Source organism: Streptomyces sp. NPDC050759, from assembly GCF_044456945.1.
GTDB lineage: Bacteria > Actinomycetota > Actinomycetes > Streptomycetales > Streptomycetaceae > Streptomyces.
Genome location: NZ_JBITGI010000002.1, coordinates 465423 through 484542 on the forward strand (window position 1 = coordinate 465423; position 19120 = coordinate 484542).

Annotated in this window: 18 protein-coding genes; 6 read left to right on the forward strand and 12 right to left on the reverse strand. The window is 70.2% G+C overall.

From position 1 onward, the window contains the following. Positions 1 to 180: 180 nt before the first annotated feature. Positions 181 to 1281, reverse strand: a complete 1101-nt coding sequence (rsgA, locus tag ACIBJB_RS07975; RefSeq protein ID WP_398927657.1) for a ribosome small subunit-dependent GTPase A — start codon at positions 1279 to 1281, stop codon at positions 181 to 183. Positions 1282 to 1607: 326 nt separating this feature from the next. On the opposite strand from rsgA, the gene ACIBJB_RS07980 reads away from it, so the two are divergent. After that, the gene (locus tag ACIBJB_RS07980; RefSeq protein ID WP_398927659.1) at positions 1608 to 2432 is read left to right on the forward strand and encodes a hypothetical protein; all 825 of its coding nucleotides are present in this window, start codon (positions 1608 to 1610) and stop codon (positions 2430 to 2432) included. Between the two features lie 398 nt (positions 2433 to 2830). Here ACIBJB_RS07980 and ACIBJB_RS07985 read toward each other — a convergent pair whose 3' ends face one another. The 7 genes from ACIBJB_RS07985 to ACIBJB_RS08015 form a co-directional block, all read right to left on the reverse strand. Beyond that, on the reverse strand, positions 2831 to 3676 hold the full coding sequence (locus tag ACIBJB_RS07985; RefSeq protein ID WP_398928421.1) for a PaaX family transcriptional regulator C-terminal domain-containing protein: 846 nt from the start codon (positions 3674 to 3676) through the stop codon (positions 2831 to 2833). Positions 3677 to 3694: 18 nt separating this feature from the next. Continuing rightward, the gene (locus tag ACIBJB_RS07990) at positions 3695 to 4180 is read right to left on the reverse strand and encodes an acyl-CoA thioesterase (RefSeq protein ID WP_398927661.1); all 486 of its coding nucleotides are present in this window, start codon (positions 4178 to 4180) and stop codon (positions 3695 to 3697) included. Then, positions 4177 to 6552, reverse strand: a complete 2376-nt coding sequence (locus tag ACIBJB_RS07995) for a bifunctional salicylyl-CoA 5-hydroxylase/oxidoreductase (RefSeq protein WP_398927663.1) — start codon at positions 6550 to 6552, stop codon at positions 4177 to 4179. The genes ACIBJB_RS07990 and ACIBJB_RS07995 overlap by 4 nt, the downstream gene beginning before the upstream one ends. Continuing rightward, on the reverse strand, positions 6549 to 8198 hold the full coding sequence (locus ACIBJB_RS08000; RefSeq protein WP_398927665.1) for an AMP-binding protein: 1650 nt from the start codon (positions 8196 to 8198) through the stop codon (positions 6549 to 6551). Before ACIBJB_RS08000 ends, ACIBJB_RS07995 begins: the two co-directional genes overlap by 4 nt. A gap of 127 nt (positions 8199 to 8325) precedes the next feature. Next, on the reverse strand, positions 8326 to 9246 hold the full coding sequence (locus ACIBJB_RS08005; protein WP_398927667.1) for an acyl-CoA thioesterase: 921 nt from the start codon (positions 9244 to 9246) through the stop codon (positions 8326 to 8328). Then, a complete protein-coding gene (locus ACIBJB_RS08010) occupies positions 9243 to 9725 on the reverse strand; it encodes a cupin domain-containing protein (protein ID WP_398927669.1) in 483 nt (160 codons plus the stop codon). Before ACIBJB_RS08010 ends, ACIBJB_RS08005 begins: the two co-directional genes overlap by 4 nt. A gap of 2 nt (positions 9726 to 9727) precedes the next feature. Continuing rightward, positions 9728 to 10552, reverse strand: a complete 825-nt coding sequence (locus ACIBJB_RS08015; RefSeq protein WP_398927671.1) for a fumarylacetoacetate hydrolase family protein — start codon at positions 10550 to 10552, stop codon at positions 9728 to 9730. A gap of 116 nt (positions 10553 to 10668) precedes the next feature. Here ACIBJB_RS08015 and ACIBJB_RS08020 point away from each other — a divergent pair, with 116 nt between their 5' ends. Next, positions 10669 to 11088, forward strand: coding sequence for a RidA family protein (locus ACIBJB_RS08020; RefSeq protein ID WP_398927673.1), 420 nt, complete (start codon positions 10669 to 10671; stop codon positions 11086 to 11088). 351 nt (positions 11089 to 11439) lie between these two features. Here the strand turns inward: ACIBJB_RS08020 and ACIBJB_RS08025 are convergent, their stop codons facing one another. Continuing rightward, positions 11440 to 12165, reverse strand: a complete 726-nt coding sequence (locus tag ACIBJB_RS08025) for an alpha/beta fold hydrolase (RefSeq protein ID WP_398927675.1) — start codon at positions 12163 to 12165, stop codon at positions 11440 to 11442. Between the two features lie 146 nt (positions 12166 to 12311). On the opposite strand from ACIBJB_RS08025, the gene ACIBJB_RS08030 reads away from it, so the two are divergent. Continuing rightward, positions 12312 to 13280, forward strand: coding sequence for an AraC family transcriptional regulator (locus ACIBJB_RS08030; RefSeq protein ID WP_398927677.1), 969 nt, complete (start codon positions 12312 to 12314; stop codon positions 13278 to 13280). A gap of 280 nt (positions 13281 to 13560) precedes the next feature. Here the strand turns inward: ACIBJB_RS08030 and ACIBJB_RS08035 are convergent, their stop codons facing one another. The 3 genes from ACIBJB_RS08035 to ACIBJB_RS08045 all read right to left on the reverse strand — a co-directional run bounded on the left by ACIBJB_RS08035 (position 13561) and on the right by ACIBJB_RS08045 (position 16631). Continuing rightward, entirely contained in the window at positions 13561 to 14391 is an 831-nt protein-coding gene (locus ACIBJB_RS08035; protein WP_398927679.1) for an alpha/beta fold hydrolase, read from the reverse strand. A 148-nt stretch (positions 14392 to 14539) separates the two neighbouring features. Next, positions 14540 to 16174 (reverse strand): amidohydrolase, encoded by a 1635-nt coding sequence (locus tag ACIBJB_RS08040; RefSeq protein WP_398927681.1) that lies wholly within the window; start codon positions 16172 to 16174, stop codon positions 14540 to 14542. A 295-nt stretch (positions 16175 to 16469) separates the two neighbouring features. Continuing rightward, complete coding sequence (locus ACIBJB_RS08045; protein ID WP_398927683.1) at positions 16470 to 16631, reverse strand: hypothetical protein; 162 nt, start codon at positions 16629 to 16631, stop codon at positions 16470 to 16472. A 327-nt stretch (positions 16632 to 16958) separates the two neighbouring features. On the opposite strand from ACIBJB_RS08045, the gene ACIBJB_RS08050 reads away from it, so the two are divergent. From ACIBJB_RS08050 to ACIBJB_RS08060, 3 genes are read left to right on the forward strand one after another with little or no spacing between them, the layout of a single operon-like run. Further along, positions 16959 to 18149, forward strand: coding sequence for an acyl-CoA dehydrogenase family protein (locus tag ACIBJB_RS08050; RefSeq protein WP_398927685.1), 1191 nt, complete (start codon positions 16959 to 16961; stop codon positions 18147 to 18149). Positions 18150 to 18160: 11 nt separating this feature from the next. Beyond that, positions 18161 to 18718: a flavin reductase family protein gene (locus tag ACIBJB_RS08055; RefSeq protein ID WP_398927687.1), complete on the forward strand. Its 558-nt coding sequence runs from the start codon at positions 18161 to 18163 to the stop codon at positions 18716 to 18718. Further along, positions 18715 to 19023, forward strand: a complete 309-nt coding sequence (locus tag ACIBJB_RS08060; RefSeq protein WP_398927689.1) for an antibiotic biosynthesis monooxygenase family protein — start codon at positions 18715 to 18717, stop codon at positions 19021 to 19023. The genes ACIBJB_RS08055 and ACIBJB_RS08060 overlap by 4 nt, the downstream gene beginning before the upstream one ends. Positions 19024 to 19120 lie beyond the last annotated feature (97 nt).

Consider the following 19120-nt stretch of genomic DNA (forward strand, 5'->3'; position numbering starts at 1 on the left):
GAGGTCGTGGGCGGGTGCGGGTCGGTCGTGGCTGGTCGCGCCCACGCGGCGGCAGCCGCAGTTCGACACAGCCCCGCGCCCCTGAGTGGGTGCAGTCAGCGCTTACCCAGCTGCCCCCACCTAGGGGCGCGGGGAACTGCGCGACCAGCCCCCACCCCGCCGCGGCCGAACCACTACCCGCTAACGCCAAGACCCCCGCTTCGCCTCCATCGCCGCCTTCCCCACCGCCCCCCTCTTCTTCCACTCCTTCCTGATCTCCGAACGGAGCCTCGCATCCGTCTTCGCCACGATCCGCTGGTTCTCCCGGATCAGCTTCCGGTAGCTCTCCAGCCGCCGCTCGGGCAGCTCACCGGAGTCGATCGCGGCCAGCACAGCGCACCCCGGCTCACTCTCGTGCGCGCAGTCGTGGAAGCGGCACTGTTCGGCCAGGGCCTCGATCTCGGAGAACACCTGTCCGACACCGGTCTCGGCGTCCCACAGCCCCACGCCCCTGAGGCCCGGCGTGTCGATCAGCACGCCCCCGCCCGGCAGGGCGAGGAGGTTGCGGGTCGTGGTCGTGTGGCGCCCCTTCCCGTCCGCGTCCCGTGCGGCCTGCACCGCCATCACGTCCTCGCCGATGAGCACGTTCGCCAGGGTCGACTTCCCCGCGCCGGACTGCCCGAGCAGCACGGTCGTACCGCCTGAGACGACCGCGACGAGTACGTCGAGCCCCTCCCCGTCCAGCGCGCTGACGGTCAGCACCGGGACGCCCGGCGCGGTCGTCTCCACGTCCTGCACGAGGTGCGAGAGCGTCACCGCGTCCGGCACGAGGTCGGCCTTGGTGAGCACGACCACCGGCTGCGCGCCGGACTCCCAGGCCAGGGCCAGGAACCGTTCGATGCGGCCGAGGTCGAGTTCGACGGCCAGCGACACGGCGACGATCGCGTGGTCGACGTTGGCCGCGAGGATCTGCCCCTCGGACCGCTTCGATGAGGTGGAGCGTACGAATGCGGTACGGCGTGGCAGATACGTCCGTACATAGCGAGGGTTGCCCGCGGGCTCGACGACGGCCCAGTCACCGGTGCACAGGACCCGCATCGGATCGGGCGGGGTGACGAAGGCCGTGTCGGCCCGCATCATCCCTTCGGCGGTGACGAGGTCGCACTGCCCGCGGTCGACTCGGACCACCCGTCCGGGCTGGAGCCCCTCGGGCTCGTAGGGGGCGAACTCGTCCGCCCAAGCCTCGTCCCAGCCGTAGGGAGCGAGAGCGGAGAAATCATGGGAAGTGGAGCTGGAAGTCAAGGGAAACCCTTCACAAGGGTGGCCCCGGCACCAGGAGTTGGTGTCAGCCGACGGCCACGGAGGTGGACTTGATGATCTGGATGCGAGCAGCGCTCATCGCAAAGACAGCCATCGGTCGACACCTCCCTCATTCCTCGCTCACGGGGCACGGCAGCCATGAGCCGCCGTGTGAAGCGGTCTCACCCTAGAGGCGCCGGCGTCGGGGGCGCCACCGGTTTTCCGGCCCCGGTGCCGTCGCCCCCCTCACTCGAACAGCCCGGTGCGCTGGTCGTACGGGAGGAGCGGTTGTGGCATGGAAGCACCCCTCATCTCCAGGAGACCGCGTGATGACCCACCGTCCGGCCCGCCCCTTCCGCGTCCTCGCCTCGGCCCTGGCGGCCGGAGCCCTGTTGACGACCGCCGCGTGTGCGGACGGTGACGACGGTGGTCCGGACCGCGCGGACACCACGGAGACCGCCACGGAGATCTCCTCCACGCCGCTCGCACAGCAGTCCCCGGCCGCGCTCACCCCGGCCGGGGCGCGTGCCGCGCTGGTGACGGAGGCGGATCTGGAGGACGACTGGACGCAGGTCAAGAACGCGGCCACGTGGCGCGACAGCCTGCTGGTCGGCCAGGTGGACGTCGCCGACTTCCTCACCGGCAAGGCCGACGCGGCCGACTGCCAGAAGCTGCTCGACCGGCTCTACGACGACGAGCTCCTGGGCAAGCCGTCCGGAGCCTCCGCGCTCACCGGCTTCAAGGAGGGCGAGTCCCGGCTGCTGTACCAGGTGGCCGCCTATGACAAGGCCACGCTGGACACGTCGTTCGCCTGGTTGAAGAGCCTGCCGGTGAAGTGCGACCAGTTCACGGTGAAGGGCAGCTCGGGCGGGCAGCGCACGGTCCAGGTCGTCGCGACCTCCCTTCCCAAGGAGGGCGATGCCCGGCAGGGGCTGCAGGTCACGGTCCGGGGCACCTCGGGTGGCGAGCCCACCACCCTCACCCTCGACGTCGCTGCCCTGCGGTTCGGCACGGACGCCATCACCTTCACCAACGGCGGCCTCGACGGAGCCGACGACAACACCACCGAGCAGGCGGCAAAGCTGGGCGCGGCACGTCTCGAGGACGTCCAGGCGGGCCGGACCCCGTCCGCGGTCCCGAGCGAGATCGACTGACGGCCCGGCGCGTCCCGCCCGTCACGCAGCCCGTGGTGAGGGCCACCCCGGCGGGCGCAGTGCTTCGCGCGTCTCACGCTGCAGGTGGCGATCATGCTTCGGCATGACGGCGAGCTTCACCGACGCCACGTTCGACATCGTCCTGGCCACAGCACCGGAGGCCGCGCCATGACCATCCAGCAACCGACTTTCACCTACGAAGCCTTGCCCATGAGAGTGGTCTTCGGCGCCGGAAGCCCCGCCCAGATCCCGCAGGAGGCGGAGCAACTGGGCCCACGCAGGCTGTTGGTGCCGGCCACGCCTGCGCAGGAGAAGCTGCGCAGGACCACGGCCAGCACATCGCTTCTTGCACCAGACGGCCTCAACTCCCGATACGCGCTGCGCTTCTGGACAGACGCTCAGGAGTCGGTCAGCAGGCCCCGCGCGAACTCGTGTGCCGGCTCCTCCAGAGCGCGCCGGAGCTCGAAGAAGAGGTCCGCCGCCGTTGTGCCGGACCACGTGGCCGGGAGGAGGGCGTCGGGCAGCCCCGGGTCGAGGTAGGGGAAGCGGCGCCAGGCTGTCAGCACGTGGACGTAGTCGACGAACGCGTCGCGGGCCGACGTCGTGTTCTTCTCGGCCTCGGCCAGTCGGGTGGCCATCGGCGTGAACTTGGCGACGAACTCGTCGTAGAGCCCCTGGAGCGCTTCCAGGTCCCACCAGCGGCTGACCTGTTCGGCGGGGTCTCCGAAGGCCACGTAGTCGCCCCGGAAGAGGTTGACGTACTGGTCCAGGCCGTGTCGGAGCAGGTGGTCGCGGGTGTCGTCGAGCGCGTGGGCGGGAGCGATCCATACCCCCGAGGAGACCGTGCCGAAGCCCAGCCATGCCAGCCGTGACCGGAGCTGGTGGCGGTGCTGCCGCTCGCTCTCCGGCACCGAGAAGACGGCGACGACCCAGCCGTCGTCGGGGGCGGTGTGGCGTTCGAAGATCCGGCGGTCGCCGGTCTCCAGGACGGAGCGGGCATACGGCGAGAGCGCGTAGCCCGCCCTGCCGTCCCGCCGCTCCGACACCAGGATCTCGCGGCGTTTGAGCCGGTGGATCGACGAGCGGACCGCCTGGGCGTCGACGCCGAGTTCGGCGAGCAGCCGTATCAGGGTGCTCACCCCGATCCAGCCGCCGACCTCGCGCGCGTAGAGGCCGTAGACCGTCACGATCAGGGATCGCGGTGGTGCCGCCTGGGCCGGGTCGTCGTCGAGGAGGTCGCTCATGGTCACGAATGCAGGATTTTACTGCGTGGAGCACTCTGCGCGACGCGCGGTCTCCGGCCTGCGCCTGGCTGCCTCCGCGGACGCCCCTGCTGTCAGCGCCGCACGCCAGGCGGCGGGCCATGGTGCGCTGCCGCCCGCCTCCTTGTCGGGGACGTGCACGGTGACATAGCTGCCCCGGGCGGCACGTCGGCGCGGCCCACTGTCGGCGGCCTCCCGCCACACCTCGAAGGCGAAGGTCATCGAGGATCGGCCGAGGCGGACGAGCTCGATCCGGGTCTCCACCTCCTGGCCGAACCGGAGGGACGCTTCGAACTCCACCTCGTAGCGCACTCTGGGCGCCACCGGGAAGTAGCCGGGGATGCCGTGCTCGCGCATCAGCGCGGCCTCCGCCGCCTCGGCGTACCGCACGACGGTGGTGTTGTGGTAGATCCCCGCGGCGTCGGTGTCCACCCACTCCACGCGGGCGCGGTGGACACCGGACGGGCGGACCGGGTCGTCGCTCATCCGGTCGTCCGGCTGGGCGTCCACCGCAGGTGGACGGCGTCCCGGGGGGTGTCGCGCAGCAGCGCCAGGCGCGGGCGGACCGCGTCGGTGCGTGAGGTCGGCGGCTTGCGGCGGCCGGCCGCGAACTGGGCCGGCCACTCGGCGCCCGGGCCGCGGTACTCCTGTTCGGCGGCCGCCTGCAGGGTCCACTGCGGGTTGTAGAGGTGGGTACGGCCGAGCGCGCACAGGTCGGCGCGGCCGGCCAGCAGGATCGAGTTGACGTCGTCGTACGACGAGATCGCACCCACCGCGATCACGGCGGCGCCCGCCGGGGCGGCGACCTCGTGCCGGATCCGGTCGGCGAACGGGGTCTGGTAGGAGCGGCCGAAGGCGGGCTTCTCGTCCTTGGTGACCTGGCCGGAGGAGACGTCGATCGCCGCCGCCCCGTGCGCGACGAACGCCCGGGCGATCTCGACCGCGTCGTGCTCGGTGTTGCCGTCCGGGGACCAGTCGGTCGCCGAGATACGGACCGTCACCGGGCGGTCGGCCGGGAAGGCGGCGCGGACCGCGTCGAAGACCTCCAGGGGGAAGCGCAGCCGGTTCGTCAGTGCGCCGCCGTACTCGTCCGTGCGGTGGTTCGCGACCGGGGAGAGGAAGGAGGACAGCAGGTAGCCGTGGGCGGCGTGCACTTCGAGCAGGTCGAAGCCGGCCTCCGCGGCCCTCCGCGCGGCCGCCGCGAAGTCGGCCACGACCGCGTCCATGTCCTGACGGGTCATCTCGCGCGGCACGTGGCAGCCCGCGCCGTAGGGCAGCGGGGACGGGCCGACGACCGTCCAGTTGCTCTCGTCGAGCGGCTGGTCGATGCCCTCCCACATCACCTTGGTCGAGCCCTTGCGGCCGGCGTGCCCCAGCTGGAGTCCGATCTTCGCCGTGCTGCGCTCGTGCACGAAGGAGGTGACCTCGGTCCACGCGTCGCGCTGGGTGTCGTTCCACAGGCCCGTGCAACCCGGGGTGATCCGTGCGTCGGGTGAGACGCAGACCATCTCGGTCATGACCAGGCCCGCGCCGCCGAGCGCCTTGGAGCCCAGGTGGACCAGGTGGAAGTCGTCCGGTACGCCGTCCACCGCCGAGTACATGTCCATCGGGGAGAGGACGATCCGGTTCTTGAGCTCCAGACCGCCGATCGAGAAGGGCTGGAACATCGCCGGAGCGGCCTCCGTGTCCGGCAGCCCCTGGGCCTTGGCGAAGCCTCGCTCGATCAGCTCGGCGAAGCCGGGGTCGCGGTCCTTGAGGTTGTCGAAGGTGATCCGGCGGGAGCGGGTGAGGAGGTTGAAGCAGAACTGCGCGGGGTCCTGGCCGGCGTACCTGCCGATGTTCTCGAACCACTCCAGCGAGGCCTGGGCGGCGCGCTGCGTGGACTCCACCACGGGCCGGCGTTCGGTCTCGTAGGCCGTCAACGCCTTGTCCACAGTGGGGTGTTCGTGCAGGCACGCGGCGAGCGCCAGGGCGTCCTCCATGGCCAGCTTGGTGCCTGAGCCGATCGAGAAGTGCGCGGTGTGGGCGGCGTCGCCGAGGAGGACCACGTTGTGGTGGTGCCAGCGTTCGTTGCGGACGGTGGTGAAGTTGAGCCACTTCGAGTTGTTGGTCAGCAGGGCGTGACCGGCCAGTTCCTCGGCGAAGATCTCACGGATCCGCGCGACGGCCTGCTCGTCGGAGACTCCGGGCGGGAACTCCGTGCCCTCGGTCTCGTCGAAGCCGGCGCGGCGCCACACGTCCTCCGCCATCTCGACGATGAAGGTCGAGCCGGAGTCGGAGTACGGGTAGCCGTGGATCTGCATGGTCCCGAAATCCGTCTGCCTGACGAAGAACTGGAAGGCCTCGAAGACCCGGTCGGTGCCCAGCCACATGTACTTGTTCGCCCGCCGGTCCAGGTCGGGGCCGAACGTGTCGGCGTACTTGGTCCGCACGGCCGAGTTGAGCCCGTCCGCCGCGACCACGAGGTCGTGGGACTCGCGCAGCTCGTCGACGTCCGGTGCGATGGTCCGGTAGTGCACCGTGACGCCGAGTTCTGCGGCCCGCTCCTGGAGGATGCGCAACAGGTCCTTGCGGGACATGGCCGCGAAGCCCTGGCCGCCGACGGTGAACGGGTGCCCGTTGAACTCGATGTCGATGTCGGTCCACCGGGCGAAACGGTTCTCCATCGCGTCGTGGACGACGGTGTCGGCGTTCTCGATGCCCCCGAGGGTCTCGTCGGAGAAGACGACACCGAAGCCGAAGGTGTCGTCGGGCGCGTTGCGCTCCCACACGGTGATTTCGTGGGCGGGGTCCAGCTGCTTCATCAGGGCGGCGAAGTAGAGCCCGCCCGGGCCGCCGCCGACGATCGCGATCCTCATGCGTTGTTCTCCTCGTTCGCCTTCTCGATCAACTGGCGCAGCAGGTAGTGCTGCAGCTTCCCGCTGGTGTTGCGGGGCAGGGCGTCGGTGAAGCGGACCGCGCGCGGGTACTTGTACGGCGCCAGCTGGGTCTTGATGTAGTCCTGGATGTCCCTGGCCTTGGCGTCGTCACCGGTTACCCCCTCGCGCAGCACGACGAAGGCGCACACGACCGAGCCGCGCTCGGGGTCGGGCTTGGCGACCACCGCGGACTCGACGACGTCCGGGTGCGTGTCGATCGCGGCTTCGACCTCGGGGCCTCCGATGTTGTAGCCGGAGGAGACGATCATGTTGTCCGTGCGGGCGCGGTAGTGGAAGTAGCCGTCCTCGTCGCGGACGTAGGTGTCGCCCGTGACGTTCCAGCCGCCCACGACGTAGTTCTCCTGGCGCCGGTCGTCGAGGTAGCGGCAGCCGACCGGGCCGATCACGGCCAGCCGCCCTTCGACACCGGGACCGAGTTCCTCGCCGTCGAGGCCGAGGACGGTGGCGCGGTAGCCGGGGACCGGTCTTCCGGTCGCCCCGAGGCGGATGTCGTCACCGGCGGCGGAGATGAAGATGTGGATCATCTCGGTGGCCCCGATGCCGTCGATGACCTTGAGCCCGGTCTCGGCGTGCAGCTGCTTCCACACCTCGTCGGGTATGTGTTCCCCGGCGCTGACCGCGGTGCGCAGGCCGCGCAGCCGGTCGGCCTTGCCCGCCTTGAGGATCTGCTTGTACGCCGTCGGCGCGGTCGCGAGGACGGTGACCCCCGTCCCGGCGACGAGGTCGGCGAGGGGCTCCGGCGCGACGGCCTCGGTCAGCAGTGCGCACGCGCCGGCGCGCAGGGCACACACGACGAGGATGCCGAGGCCGAAGGTGAACGCGAACGGCGCGGTGCACGACACGAGGTCGTCGGGCCGCACCCGGAGCGTGTGCCGGCCGAACGTGTTGTCGATGGACAGGATGTCGCGGTGGAAGTGGGTGGTGATCTTCGGTATGCCGGTGCTGCCCGAGGTGGGCCCGAAGAGGGCCACGTCGTCGGCCGCCGTGTCGACCGCGGCGAACTCCGCCGGCTTCCCCGCCGCCCGGCGGGTCAGGTCGTCGGGTGCGTCACCGCCGTACGCCACGATCGTGAGGTCCGGCGCAACGGTGTCGCGTACGGCCTCGACGTCGTGCGTGAACCGGTGGTCGACCAGTGCGACGGAGGGTCGGGTCTTCTCCGCGATCGGGGTGAGTTCGCGGGCGCGCAGCGCCGCCATGGTTGTCACTACTATGCCGCCGGCCTTGAGCACGCCGAGCCAGGCCGCGACGGTCCACGGGTTGTTCGGGGAGCGCAGGAGCACCCGGTTGCCGGGGGTCAGGCCGAGGTCCTCGGTGAGCACATGGGCGATCTGGTTGGCGCGACAGCGCAGTTCGCCGTAGGTCCACACCTCGCCCTCCGGCGTGCGCAGGGCGGGGCGGTCGGGGCCGAAGGTGTCGGCGGGTATGTCGATGATCTCGGTGGCGGCGTTGAGGCGCTCGGGATACTGGAGTTCGTCCGTGGTGAACTCCAGGACCGGCCACAGATGGCGTGGCGGGAGATGGTCGCGGGCGAACGTGTCCGGGTAGGCGGAGGGCGCGAGGTCCATCGGCGTTCCTTTCTGCCGGGGTTCCGTGCACAGGGTGCGGATCGTGCGGAGGGAGGGAAGGGGATCGGAAAGGCGTCTGCCTGGTCCGTCCTGTGCACCGGGTGCGGGCCGTGCAGAGGGATGGAGTTCAGGAGGCGGTGCGGATCAGGCCTTCCTGGACGACGGTGGCCAGATGGACTCCGCCGGCGGTGAAGAACCGCCCGGTGGCGAGACCGCGGCCGGACTCGGCGGCGACGGCCTCCTGGGCGTACAGGAGCCAGCCGTCGAGCGGGCCGGGCCGGTGGAACCACATCGCGTGGTCAAGGCTGGCGGTGACGAGTCCCGGCCGGGCCCAGGCCAGGCCGAGCACCCGCAGGACGGGTTCGAGGATCGTGTAGTCGCAGACGTAGGCGAGCGCGGCGAGGTCGCGCTGGGCGTCGGTCAGCCCGTCCACGGGCCCCAGCTTCTCGAACGGCCGTACCCACACGGCCTGTTGGGGTACTTGCTCACCCTCGACCGTGAGGTAGACGGGCCCTGGAACGTGTCGCATGTCGAAGCTGCGGCCGCCGCTCCAGTACGCGCGCGACGCGTCCGTCATCGTGCCCCGATGCGCCTCGGAAGCTGCGCCGGAGAGGTACGACGCCGAGCTGGGCAGCTCCTCGGGGGCCGGGACACCCACGGGTGGTTCGGCACTGTATGTCGCCGAACCAGGCTCGCCCGCCGCGAAGTTGGCGAGACAGACGTAGACCGGCTTGCCGTTCTGGAAGCCGCGGACCTGCCGGGTGGCGTAGCCGCGGCCGTCGCGCAGCAGCTCCACCTCGTAGCGGACCTCGGCGCCGATGTCGACCGGCCGCAGGAAGTAGGAGTGTGTCGAGTGCAGCGTCTTGCCCTCGACCGACCTCATGGCGGCGGCCGCGGCCTGGGCGACCATGTCGCCGCCGTACGCCTTGGGCCAGGGACAGGGCTGGGTGGTCGCGGTGAAGGCGCGGTCGTAGTGCTCGGGCTCGGCGGGCTTCAGCGTGACCGCCGCGGCGAAGAGCGCGGACGTCGGCTCCGTCCCGGCCGTCATCGGTTCAGCCAGTCGCGCAGGTCGGCGTCCGCGACGTCGGCCAGGTTGACGACGATGTTCTCCGGCGTACGGGTGGTCATCCAGGTCAGGGGCTTGGAACGTGAGAGGTTGCACTCGATGTGCGGCATGAACGGCGGTACGAAGACCCAGTCGCCCTCCGCCATGTCGACGTAGTCCTCGAACTTCTCGCCGAAGTAGATGCGCGCCCGGCCCGACAGGACGTAACCGCCGGTCTCCGCCTCGCCGTGGTGGTGGGTCACCGAGCGGTAGCCGGGCTCGTTGCGCACCTTTCCGAACCACAGTTTGGTGGCCGGTGTGTGCTGGACGGAGACGCCGGAGACACGGCTCGCGCCGGCGGACTGGCCGGTGGCGCCGACTTCGAGGCCGCCGCGGGTCACGACCGGGACGACCAGACCGGACGGATCGGCATACATCGAGTTGTCGCCCTCGAGTACGTACTTGGAGAGATCGGGTTCCATGCTCAGCTCCTGGGGTCGGTGAGGCGGAAGCGGTTGCGGAGGGTGCCGATGCCGGGGATCTCGGTCTCCAGGAGATCGCCGTCGGCGAGAAAGACCGGCGGGGTCATGCCCATCCCCACGCCACCGGGAGTGCCGGTCAGGACGACGTCGCCGGGGCGCAGGGTGGTGAAGGCGGAGACGTAGGCGAGCAGATCCGCCGCGTCGAACACGAGGGTGCGGGTGTTGCCGCGCTGGCGTTCGGCTCCGTTGACGCGGCAGATCACCTCGACGCCCGCGACCGGGTCGAGTTCGTCGGGGGTGACGACCAGCGGGCCGAGCGGGGTGGTCCGGTCCCATGCCTTGCCCTGGAACCACTGCAGGGTGCGCCGCTGCCAGTCCCGCACGCTGACGTCGTTGGCGACGGTGTAGCCCGCGATGGAACGTGCGGCCAGGTCCCGGTCCGCGCCGCTGAGTTCGGCGCCGACGACGACCGCGAGCTCCGCCTCCCAGTCCACGTCGAGGCCCTTGGGGAGGACCAGGTCGTCCTCGGGGCCCGTCAGCGTGTCGGCGTACTTGGCGAAGAGCGTGGGGTGGGCCGGCAGCTCACGACCCATCTCGGTGATGTGGTCGGCGTAGTTGAGGCCACAGCACACGACCTTGCGCGGTGACGGCAGCGGCAGCACCGGTACGGCGCCGGGCAGCTCGGCCCCGGCGAGGTCCGCGAAGCGATCGGGCGCCGTGGTGGCCAGCAGCGTGGAGAGGTCGTCGGCCGGCAGGGCCCGCCAGCGGCCGCCGTCGAGGACGGCGGCCGTACGACGGCCGCCATGGGCCACGGTGGCGAGCTTCATCGGAGTTCTCCCGGGGGCTTCGGAGCAGCTTTATAGCGAGATTTTCACGATCGTCGAAAACAGTCAATAGATGAGTTACGCTGACCGCACCCATCCGTCCCAGGAGGTACGCGCACATGACTCCGATCCCGGTGAACCCGCCCTCGCTCCCCGTGCCGAGTGGCTACTCGCACGGCACTCTGAGCGGGAACACGCTCCATCTGGGCGGACAGACCGCGCTCGACAAGAACATGCGGATCGTCCCCGGCGGCATCGTCGAGCAGTTCCGGCAGGCTTTCGACAACGTCCTCACCACGCTGCGCGCCGCCGGCGGGATCCCCGAGGACCTGGTGAGCATCACGCTCTTCCTCACCGACGTCCCCGACTACCAGGCCCACGGCAAGGAGATCGGGAAGGTCTGGCGCGAGCTCGCGGGCCAGGTCTACCCGGCGATGGCCGGCATCGGCACGACCGCCCTCTGGCAGCCGGAGGCGATGATCGAGATCCTCGGCGTCGCGGTGATCCCGGACGAACGGCTGATCCGCCCGGCGAGCTGAGAAATCCGACGTCAGGGGCCGGTCGCACGGGCATCCGAGCCAGCCCCTGACGCAGCAACGCACCAGGGCACCAACGCACCAACGCACCAACGCACCAACGCACCAACGCACCAACGCGGGAACGACATGACGAACGTCGCGCACGGCATCGCCGAGAGGCCGCGCCGAGTCGTGTCCCGGACGGACCACGAACCGGCCGCCCGCCCCGGGCATGGACCGGGTGGCCCGGGGACGCGATCCCCCCGCGCCACCCTGCCCCGGCGCGACAGCGGGTGGGACAGGAGTCGCCGACCGCTCCTGTCCCACCCGCACCCTCGCCCGGCCTCCGGCGCGTACGCCGGCCGCCGGGAATCAGGGCCGCCCGGCCTCGACGATCTTCTCGGCGAGAAGGGCCGGGTTGCTGAGCATCACCTCGTGGCTGCCGGGCATTTGGACCAGCCGGTACATCCCGAGGCGGCTGGACATACGCGGGTGCCAGGCCCACTCCCCGGGCGGGAGAGCGATGTCCTCGGTGCCGTTCAGGTAGGACCTCGGCGTCTCGAGGGCGTAGAACCGGGTCAGATCGAGCTTGTCCACGAACGGCTGGAACGGCTCCGACGACAACTGCTCGTACGTGCTCCTGGCGGTGTCGAGATCGACGTCCTGGATGAACGCCTCCCGCCAGATCGGGAACGGCATCGTCACGGTGTTGTCGTCGGACTCCGCAGCCAGCTGCGTGAACAGAGCGCGGTAGTGCGGGGGAACCTCGTCGAGCAGGCAGTTGCCCGGCTGGGGCACGAACGCGTTCCAGAAGATCAGTCTGCTGATCAGGTCGGGGATCTCCTCCGCGACCCTGGCGATCACGGTGCCGCCGAAGGAATGGCCGAGCAGGACGATGTCACTGAGGCTCTCGTCCTTGACGAAACCGACGATCGAGGCCACGCAGTCGTCGTGGTCCACCGCCTTGTCGACGCCCTTTCCGTGCCCGGCGATCGTCGGCCCGTACGCTGTGTGGCCCAGCTCCTCGAGTCTGTCGATCACCGGCTTCCACAGGGCGCCGTCGTGCCAGGATCCGTGAACCAGGACGAAGGTGGTCATGGCAGCTCCTCTCCTCGTGCGCGAGCCCTCTCGGTCCGCGATGCCGCGAACCGATCGCGCTTGTTGTCGCGCCACTGTGGAACGGCACGACCTGGTGCTCCAGCCCGAATACGCGGACACTGGCCACAGGACGCAGGTGAGTACAGATGCACATGACCCCTCGGGCGCGGACGCTCCTCGACACCCGTGATCTCGCTGAGGCGCAGACGCGCGTCGCGGCCAGCTACTGCCCGCACGAGCTCACCGTGACCCGCCGGCCGGGGGAGTTCCATGCCGTGCAGACGGAGGCACTCCTCGGCGAGGTCGCCGTGCACCAGCTGTCCTACGGTGCCGACGTCGAGGTCGAACCGACCCCGCTCGGCAACTGGGTCCTGGTCTCCACGCCCCTGCGCGGTGCCCTGACCATCAGGTCGGGGCGGACGGAGCGGATGCTGACCGTCGGCGACTCGGTGGCCATCGACCCGTACCGCCCGTTCGCCCTGAGCTGGGAGGAGGGGTGCCGACTGCAAACGGTCAGGCTGCCCCGTCACCTCGTGGACGAGGCCGGAGAGTCAGCCGGACTCGCGTCCGGCGGGACTGTCAGATTCGGACTGGGCGGACCGTTGACACCGGCGGCCGCCCGCAGTTGGCTCGCGGTCGTTGCGCTACTCCGGCACGAGGCGACCGAACAGGGTGAGTTCACCCGCTCCCCGCTGTTGACGTCGCAGCTCAATCGGATGCTGGCCGCGGCGCTCGTGGGCACCCACCCCGTGGTCGACACCGACGAAGGAGGCCGACCGGGCAGCGTACTGCCACGCGGACTGCGCAAGGTGATGGAGCTCGTGGAGCGGGAACCCGACGCCGAGCTCTCGGTGGCGGTACTGGCGGCAGCCGCCGCGTTGAGTCCGCGCACCCTTCAGGAGGGGTTCCGAAGGCATCTGGACATGACGCCGATGGAGTTCGTCCGCGACGTCCGGATGGCCCGCGCGCACCAGGCGCTCGCCCAGGCCGACCCGCACAGCGGAACGAACGTGGCGCAGATCGCCTACCAGTGGGGCTTCGCGAACCTGGGCCGTTTCGCCCGCGACTACCGGCGCCGCTACGGTCAGCTGCCGTCGACGACGCTGCGGACCTGAGCCGCCATGCCCGCGGCGGGCGAAGCCGCCTTCCCGGGAAAAGTCGTCTGCCATCGCGGCTTCGCACCACGTCAGCGGAGGTCTTCGCGGCCCTCCGCAGGATGTTCAAGGCGTCCGCGCTCAGCGGCGAAGACCGAAGATGCCTCGCAGTCGCGAAGCGTCAACGGCGCCTGGGCGACGGCCATTCTGGCGCAGCCTCCCCAGCGGCGTGCTGCGGCCAGTGAATGGCACCGGAGCGGTCAGCATCCGCATGGGACAGCAAGGAGGCTTCTGTCGACGCTCACGGCGCACTGGCTGGTGTCGCACCACCGGCCGCGAGCGCGTCCTGCGCGGTCAACGCGTCGAGCCAGCCCGACACCACCACCGCCAGCTCGCGATAACGCTCCAGGTGCAGGTAGTGCGACGAGCCTTCCCATTCCAGCGCGCGCGAGGCGGGATGACTGAACAGCGCCGTCTCCCACCCGGCGCGCCCTGGCAAGGCGGAGATCGACAGTACGGGGCAGGCGCGGCGGCGCAGGTACGCCTCGGCCTCGGGCGACGCGTGGAACATCCGCTCCGGACCCGCCGCGAGGCCGTCATAGGCGGCCCAGAACGAGACGGGGTGCATGGCCTCGACACGCCGGGCCACCCAGGTCAGCAGGAATGACTGCATCACCGGTGAGGTGAAGAAGAAGTCCGGGAGCTTGGCTTTCTTGTCGAGGGACTGGGCACGTTCCGCCTCCCACAGATCGATCACGAACGGTGGCAGGGCGTACGCCGCGTCGAGCCCGATGACGGCCTGTACGCGGTCCGGGTGCTCAACCGCGAGATGGGCGGCGATCGCCCCGCCCAGCGAGTGACCCACCGGCACGAAGCGCTGACAGCCGAGTTGGTCGGCGATCGCGAGGGCGTCGTAGGCGAAGTCGGCGAGCGCGGACCCTGCGGACGAGGTCGAGTGGCCGTGCCCACGCAGGTCGAACGACACGACGCGGTACCGGTCGCGAAGCAGCGGTACCACCCAGTTCCAGTCGTTCGAGTCGGTTCCGAGCCCATGCATCAGCATGAGGGTGACCGGCCCGGATCCCTCGTCGGTGAAGAAGATTCTCGCGTCGGCGTGTTCCAGGTACGGCATGAGTGAACTCCCTTGGATGGTGAACGTGTTGACGGGTCGTCAGGCACGTGGTCGAGCGGGTCACGAGTGAGCATGAGCGGGTGGCTGCACCGGGACGGGCGCAGGGTCACCACGGGAGCCGAGGCGGCCACCTCAGCCACGCGTTCTGTCAGCTGCTGCGGTACGCGAGCCGCCCTGCCACCACGGTGGCTGCAGGGGTGAGCCCGAACAGCTCGGCGTCCGGGCAGGTCAACGGGTCTGTGGAGTAGATCGCCAGGTCGGCCGGAGCACCGGGCACGAGCGTCCCGGTGGCTGGAGCGCCGAGCAGCCGTGCTCCGGTGACGGTGTAGAGCCGCAGTGCCTCCGCCCGGCTGATGGCCTGTTCCGGGCCGAGCACTCCAGCCGGAGTCTCCCGGGTGGTCATGCCGTGGATCGCACGCATGGGGTTGAGCGGACCGATGGGGTGGTCGGTGCCGGCGCTGACCCAGGCGCCGGAGTCGACAAGCTTGCGCCAGGGGAACAGGGCGGCCGTCCGTTCCCTGCCCCACGCGCCGATCAGGGCTTGGCCGAGCCCGTCCAGCAACGCCTGCTGGGCGGTGACGTGCACGCCCATCGCTACGGCGTCGGCGATACGGTCGCCGATGAGGCCACCGTGTTCGATCACGAGCCTCCCCGCGGGAATGGGGCCGACCTGCTCGGAGGCATCGCGGATGGCGTCGAGGAGCAGGGCGATGCCTCGGTCTCCCATGACGTGGGTGCCTACCGGCCAGCCCCGTCGTACGCAGGTCGCCAACGCGTGGGCGAGATCGTCGCGACTCCACTTGAGCTCGCCGTGGTAGTCGGGCCGGCCGGCGTAGGGCTGCTCCAGTGCTGCCGCCTCCACACCGCCGTCGAGGACGAACTTCAAGCCCCACAGGCGCAGAAGTCCGTCGCCGATACCCGGCTTGATCCCCTCCTCCTCAAGGGAGTCAAGATAGGCGTCGATCGATCCCGCGGCCTCGATGGCCTCCCTCGGGGAGAAGATCATGGCGTGGCTGCGGACGGACAACTGCCCGGCGGCCTGCGCCTTCACGTAGGTGCGCCATTCCTGAGGGGTCACCGCTGGGTCGCGCACGGTACCGAGTCCATGGGCGGCGTACCGCGCCGCCGTCTGGGCCAGGCCTGCCGCAAGGCCTTCTTCGGGAAGCGGGGGCAATACACTCCGCGCGAGTACGAGCCCTCCGCCCTGCACCCAGCCGGTCGGATGGCCGGCTGGGTCGCGTGCGATGAAGCCGCCAGGCATGTCCGGAGTGTTCCGGTCGATGCCGGCCGCGCGCAGCCCGGCCGTGTTGAGCACTCCGTTGTGGCCGCCTCGCAGAACGAGCACCGGGTGGTCGGTGGTGGCGCCGTCGAGCTCGGTGGCAGTGGGAAGCCGGCGTTCGGCCAGCTGCAGTTCGTGCCAAGCGGCACCGGAGACGACCCACTGCCCGGGCGGAGTGCGTTCGGCTCGCTCGCGGACGAGACCGACGAGCTGGGAGATGTCGCGGGCTTCGGACACCGGTACCCCGAGAACGTCACAGGCCGTGAGCATCAGATGGTTGTGCGTATCGACGAACGCGGGAAGCACCACCAGTCCCGGCTCGTCGAAGATGACGGTCTTCGGACCGCGCCAGGTGGCAAGCAGATCGCTTACCCCGTCGGGTCCTGCCACGGCCGCGATCATGCCGTCGCGCACGGCGAGGGCGGTCACCGGCGCGGAAGCCGCCTCCATGGTGTGCACCGCACCCGCCAGTACCAGCAGATCCGCCGTCGGTTTCGTGACCATTTTTCCGGTCTCCTTCTACTGCCGCCTTCGGTATGGGCGGCTCACGTCGTCAGGTCTGCTCGGCGCGGGACAGGGAGCCGCGGGCAAAGGTCCGCCTCTGTCAGCTGAGGCGCTGGCGGAACGCTACGACCGTCGCCGAGGGCCGGACTACCCACATTGCGCGGACACTGGCCGACAAGCGCGACAGCCGGACGGGCTGGTCAGGTGACATGGGAAGCCCCACGCCGTTGGAGACGGAGGGTGCGGGACACCGCGGTCTCCCCTGTCGTGTTCTTCGCGGTCCTGTGACTGGTCGTCAGGGTTGCCCGAAGCTGGAGTTCGCCCGATGACAGTGCGCCGTCACGGCCGCCGAGGGGTTGAGCGTCTCCTGAGCCGGCATCCGCGTGCGGCGCCGGCTGGGGCCGAACGCCACGCCGTGGTAGCCGCACACCATGTTGTCGCCGTCGAACCGGCCCATGGAAGGCGGAAAGGCCGGTGCCGGCAGGCGTCGGTCAGGGCAACGGGCGTTCCCTTGGCCGTGGGTGCCTGCCGCGCGCGACGGCCACACGAGCCGGACCCTGCCTCGGACGGCGGTCGCCTCCACCTGTCGGTGTCGAGGTCACGCCGGGTTCGGTACCCGGCCGCGCGGGAGCGGAGTCATGCGCCTGACGCATCACAGGCCCGAACTTCCGGTGAAGTCCCTGGTCTTTACGCCCCTCGAAACGGATACGCATGCTGGCTGACATCACTCCGTCACGTCGGTCATGACCTTCATCGGCCCACGTCGCTCTCTGGGAGAGGCACCATGACAATGTCGTCCAGCGCCGCAGTGCCGCAGCTCGAAACCCCTGACGCCGAACTGGTGGGCCGCGCCTCCAGCCTGGTCCCGCTGATCCGTGAATACGCCACACAAGGTTCCGAGGCGCGTCGGGTGGCCCCCGAGGTGATCAAGGCACTGGAGGACGCGGACGTCTTCCGTCTGCTCGTGCCCAACCGGTACGGCGGCCAGGGGGCGACACTGCGCACCGCCGTCGAGGCCGTGGCGGAGGTGGCCCGTGGTGACGGCTCGACCGGGTGGATCGCCGCGCTGATGACCGTCGGCACGGGCTTCGCCTCGACTTCCTCCGCCCAGGCCCAGGAGGACATCTTCGGTGCGAACGCGAAAGCGAAGGTGTGCGGCGTCTTCTCCCCCGGCAGCAAGGCGGAGCGGGTCGACGGCGGCTACCTGGTCAGTGGCCGCTGGCCCTACGCCTCGGGTTCCTTCTCCGCTGACTGGGGGTCTCTGGGCATACCCATCGAGGGCGGCGAGCTGGCGCTGGCGCTGATCCCGGCGGAGACCTGGACGATCGAACCGACCTGGTTCGTCGCCGGGATGCAGGGCACAGGCAGCGACACCATCGTGATCGAAGACCACTTCGTGCCCGATCACCGGATTCAGCCGGTCAAGGACATGTTCGAGGGACGCTATCTCACGCCGCACACCAATGAGCGCATGGCGTCGATGTCCTTCAACGCGGTCGCCGCCGCCATTCTCGTCGCACCCCAGATCGGTCTGGGCCGGCACGCGCTGGAGATCACCCGGGCCAAGCTCCCCCTCAAGCCGGTGGCCTACACCAGCTACCAGGAGGCCAGGCTCTCCCCCACCCACCAGATCGGCGTCGCCCACGCGGCCACCAAGCTGCACCTGGCCGAGCTGACGCTGAACCGCATTTGCCTCGACCTCGACCGGGCCGCCGACGAGCGCCGGCTGCCCGACCTGGAGACCCGCGCCCGGATCCGCAATGACACCGGCGTGGTGGCCGAACTGGTTACAGACGCGATCGGCACACTGCTGACCGCCAACGGCGCCGGTTCCTTCGCCGAGGTCAACGTGCTGAACCGCATCTGGCGGGACTCCGAGACCGCCGCCCGACATGCCCTCGTCACCCCCGAGATCGGCCGGGAGGCCTACGGCCGACTTCTGCTGGGCAACGAAGAACCGACGATCGCTCTGTGAGGACAGCGACCATGGAGAACACACCTGCCCTCGCCGCGCAGCAAGGCACCCCTGCCGCCACCGACGACCCCGTGGACTACCGGCGCGCCCTCGGGCACGTCCCGACCAGTGTGGCGGTGGTCACCGCGAGCGCCAGGTCCGGGCCCGTCGGGATGACCGTCGGCTCCTTCACCTCGGTGTCGCTGGACCCGCCCCTCATCGCCTTCTTCGTCGACCGGTCCTCCAAGACCTGGCCGCGCCTCTACGAGGCGAGCCACTTCGGCGTCAACGTCCTCGGCCACGGCCACGGCGAGTTGTGCAAGGCGTTCTCCCGGCGCAGCGAGGACCGCTTCCTCGACGTGGACTGGCACCTCTCGGCCCGCGGCCTGCCCCTCCTGGACGAGGCGATCGTCACCATGGAATGCACGAGGTTCAAGGTCGACCTGATCGGCGATCACTACCAGGTGGTCGGCCGCGTCGAGTCGCTGGAACTGCGCGCCACCGATCCCCCGCTGATCTTCCTGCGCGGCGGCTTCCTGGACCTGAGCGCCTCGGGCACCGCGCCCGGACACGACGAGGGGGACGGATGATCTACGAGCACGCCGAACTGCTCGTCCACCCGGGGGCAGGCGGCCGGCTCGAAGCGGACTTCGCCACGGCCCGGCACCTGCTGCTGGAGACTCCCGGGTGCCGGTCCGCCGAACTGCTGCGCAGCGTCGACCAACCCGACACCTACCTGCTGCGCGTCGGGTGGGAACGACTCGAGGACCACACCGAGGTCTTCCCCGGAACGCCGCAGGCGAAAGCCTTCGCCGAGGCCGTCGCACCGCATTGTGTCGCCAGGCCCCGCGTCGTCCACTACGCGGCGCAGGAAGACGGCACCACCGCCGGGTGACCACCCGCGGCAGCCCCCGGCCCGCGTCGCCTTCACTGCTTCGGCGCCTCGCTGCCCCACTGCCCCACTGCCCCACTGCCCTTGAGCCTGCAGGCCC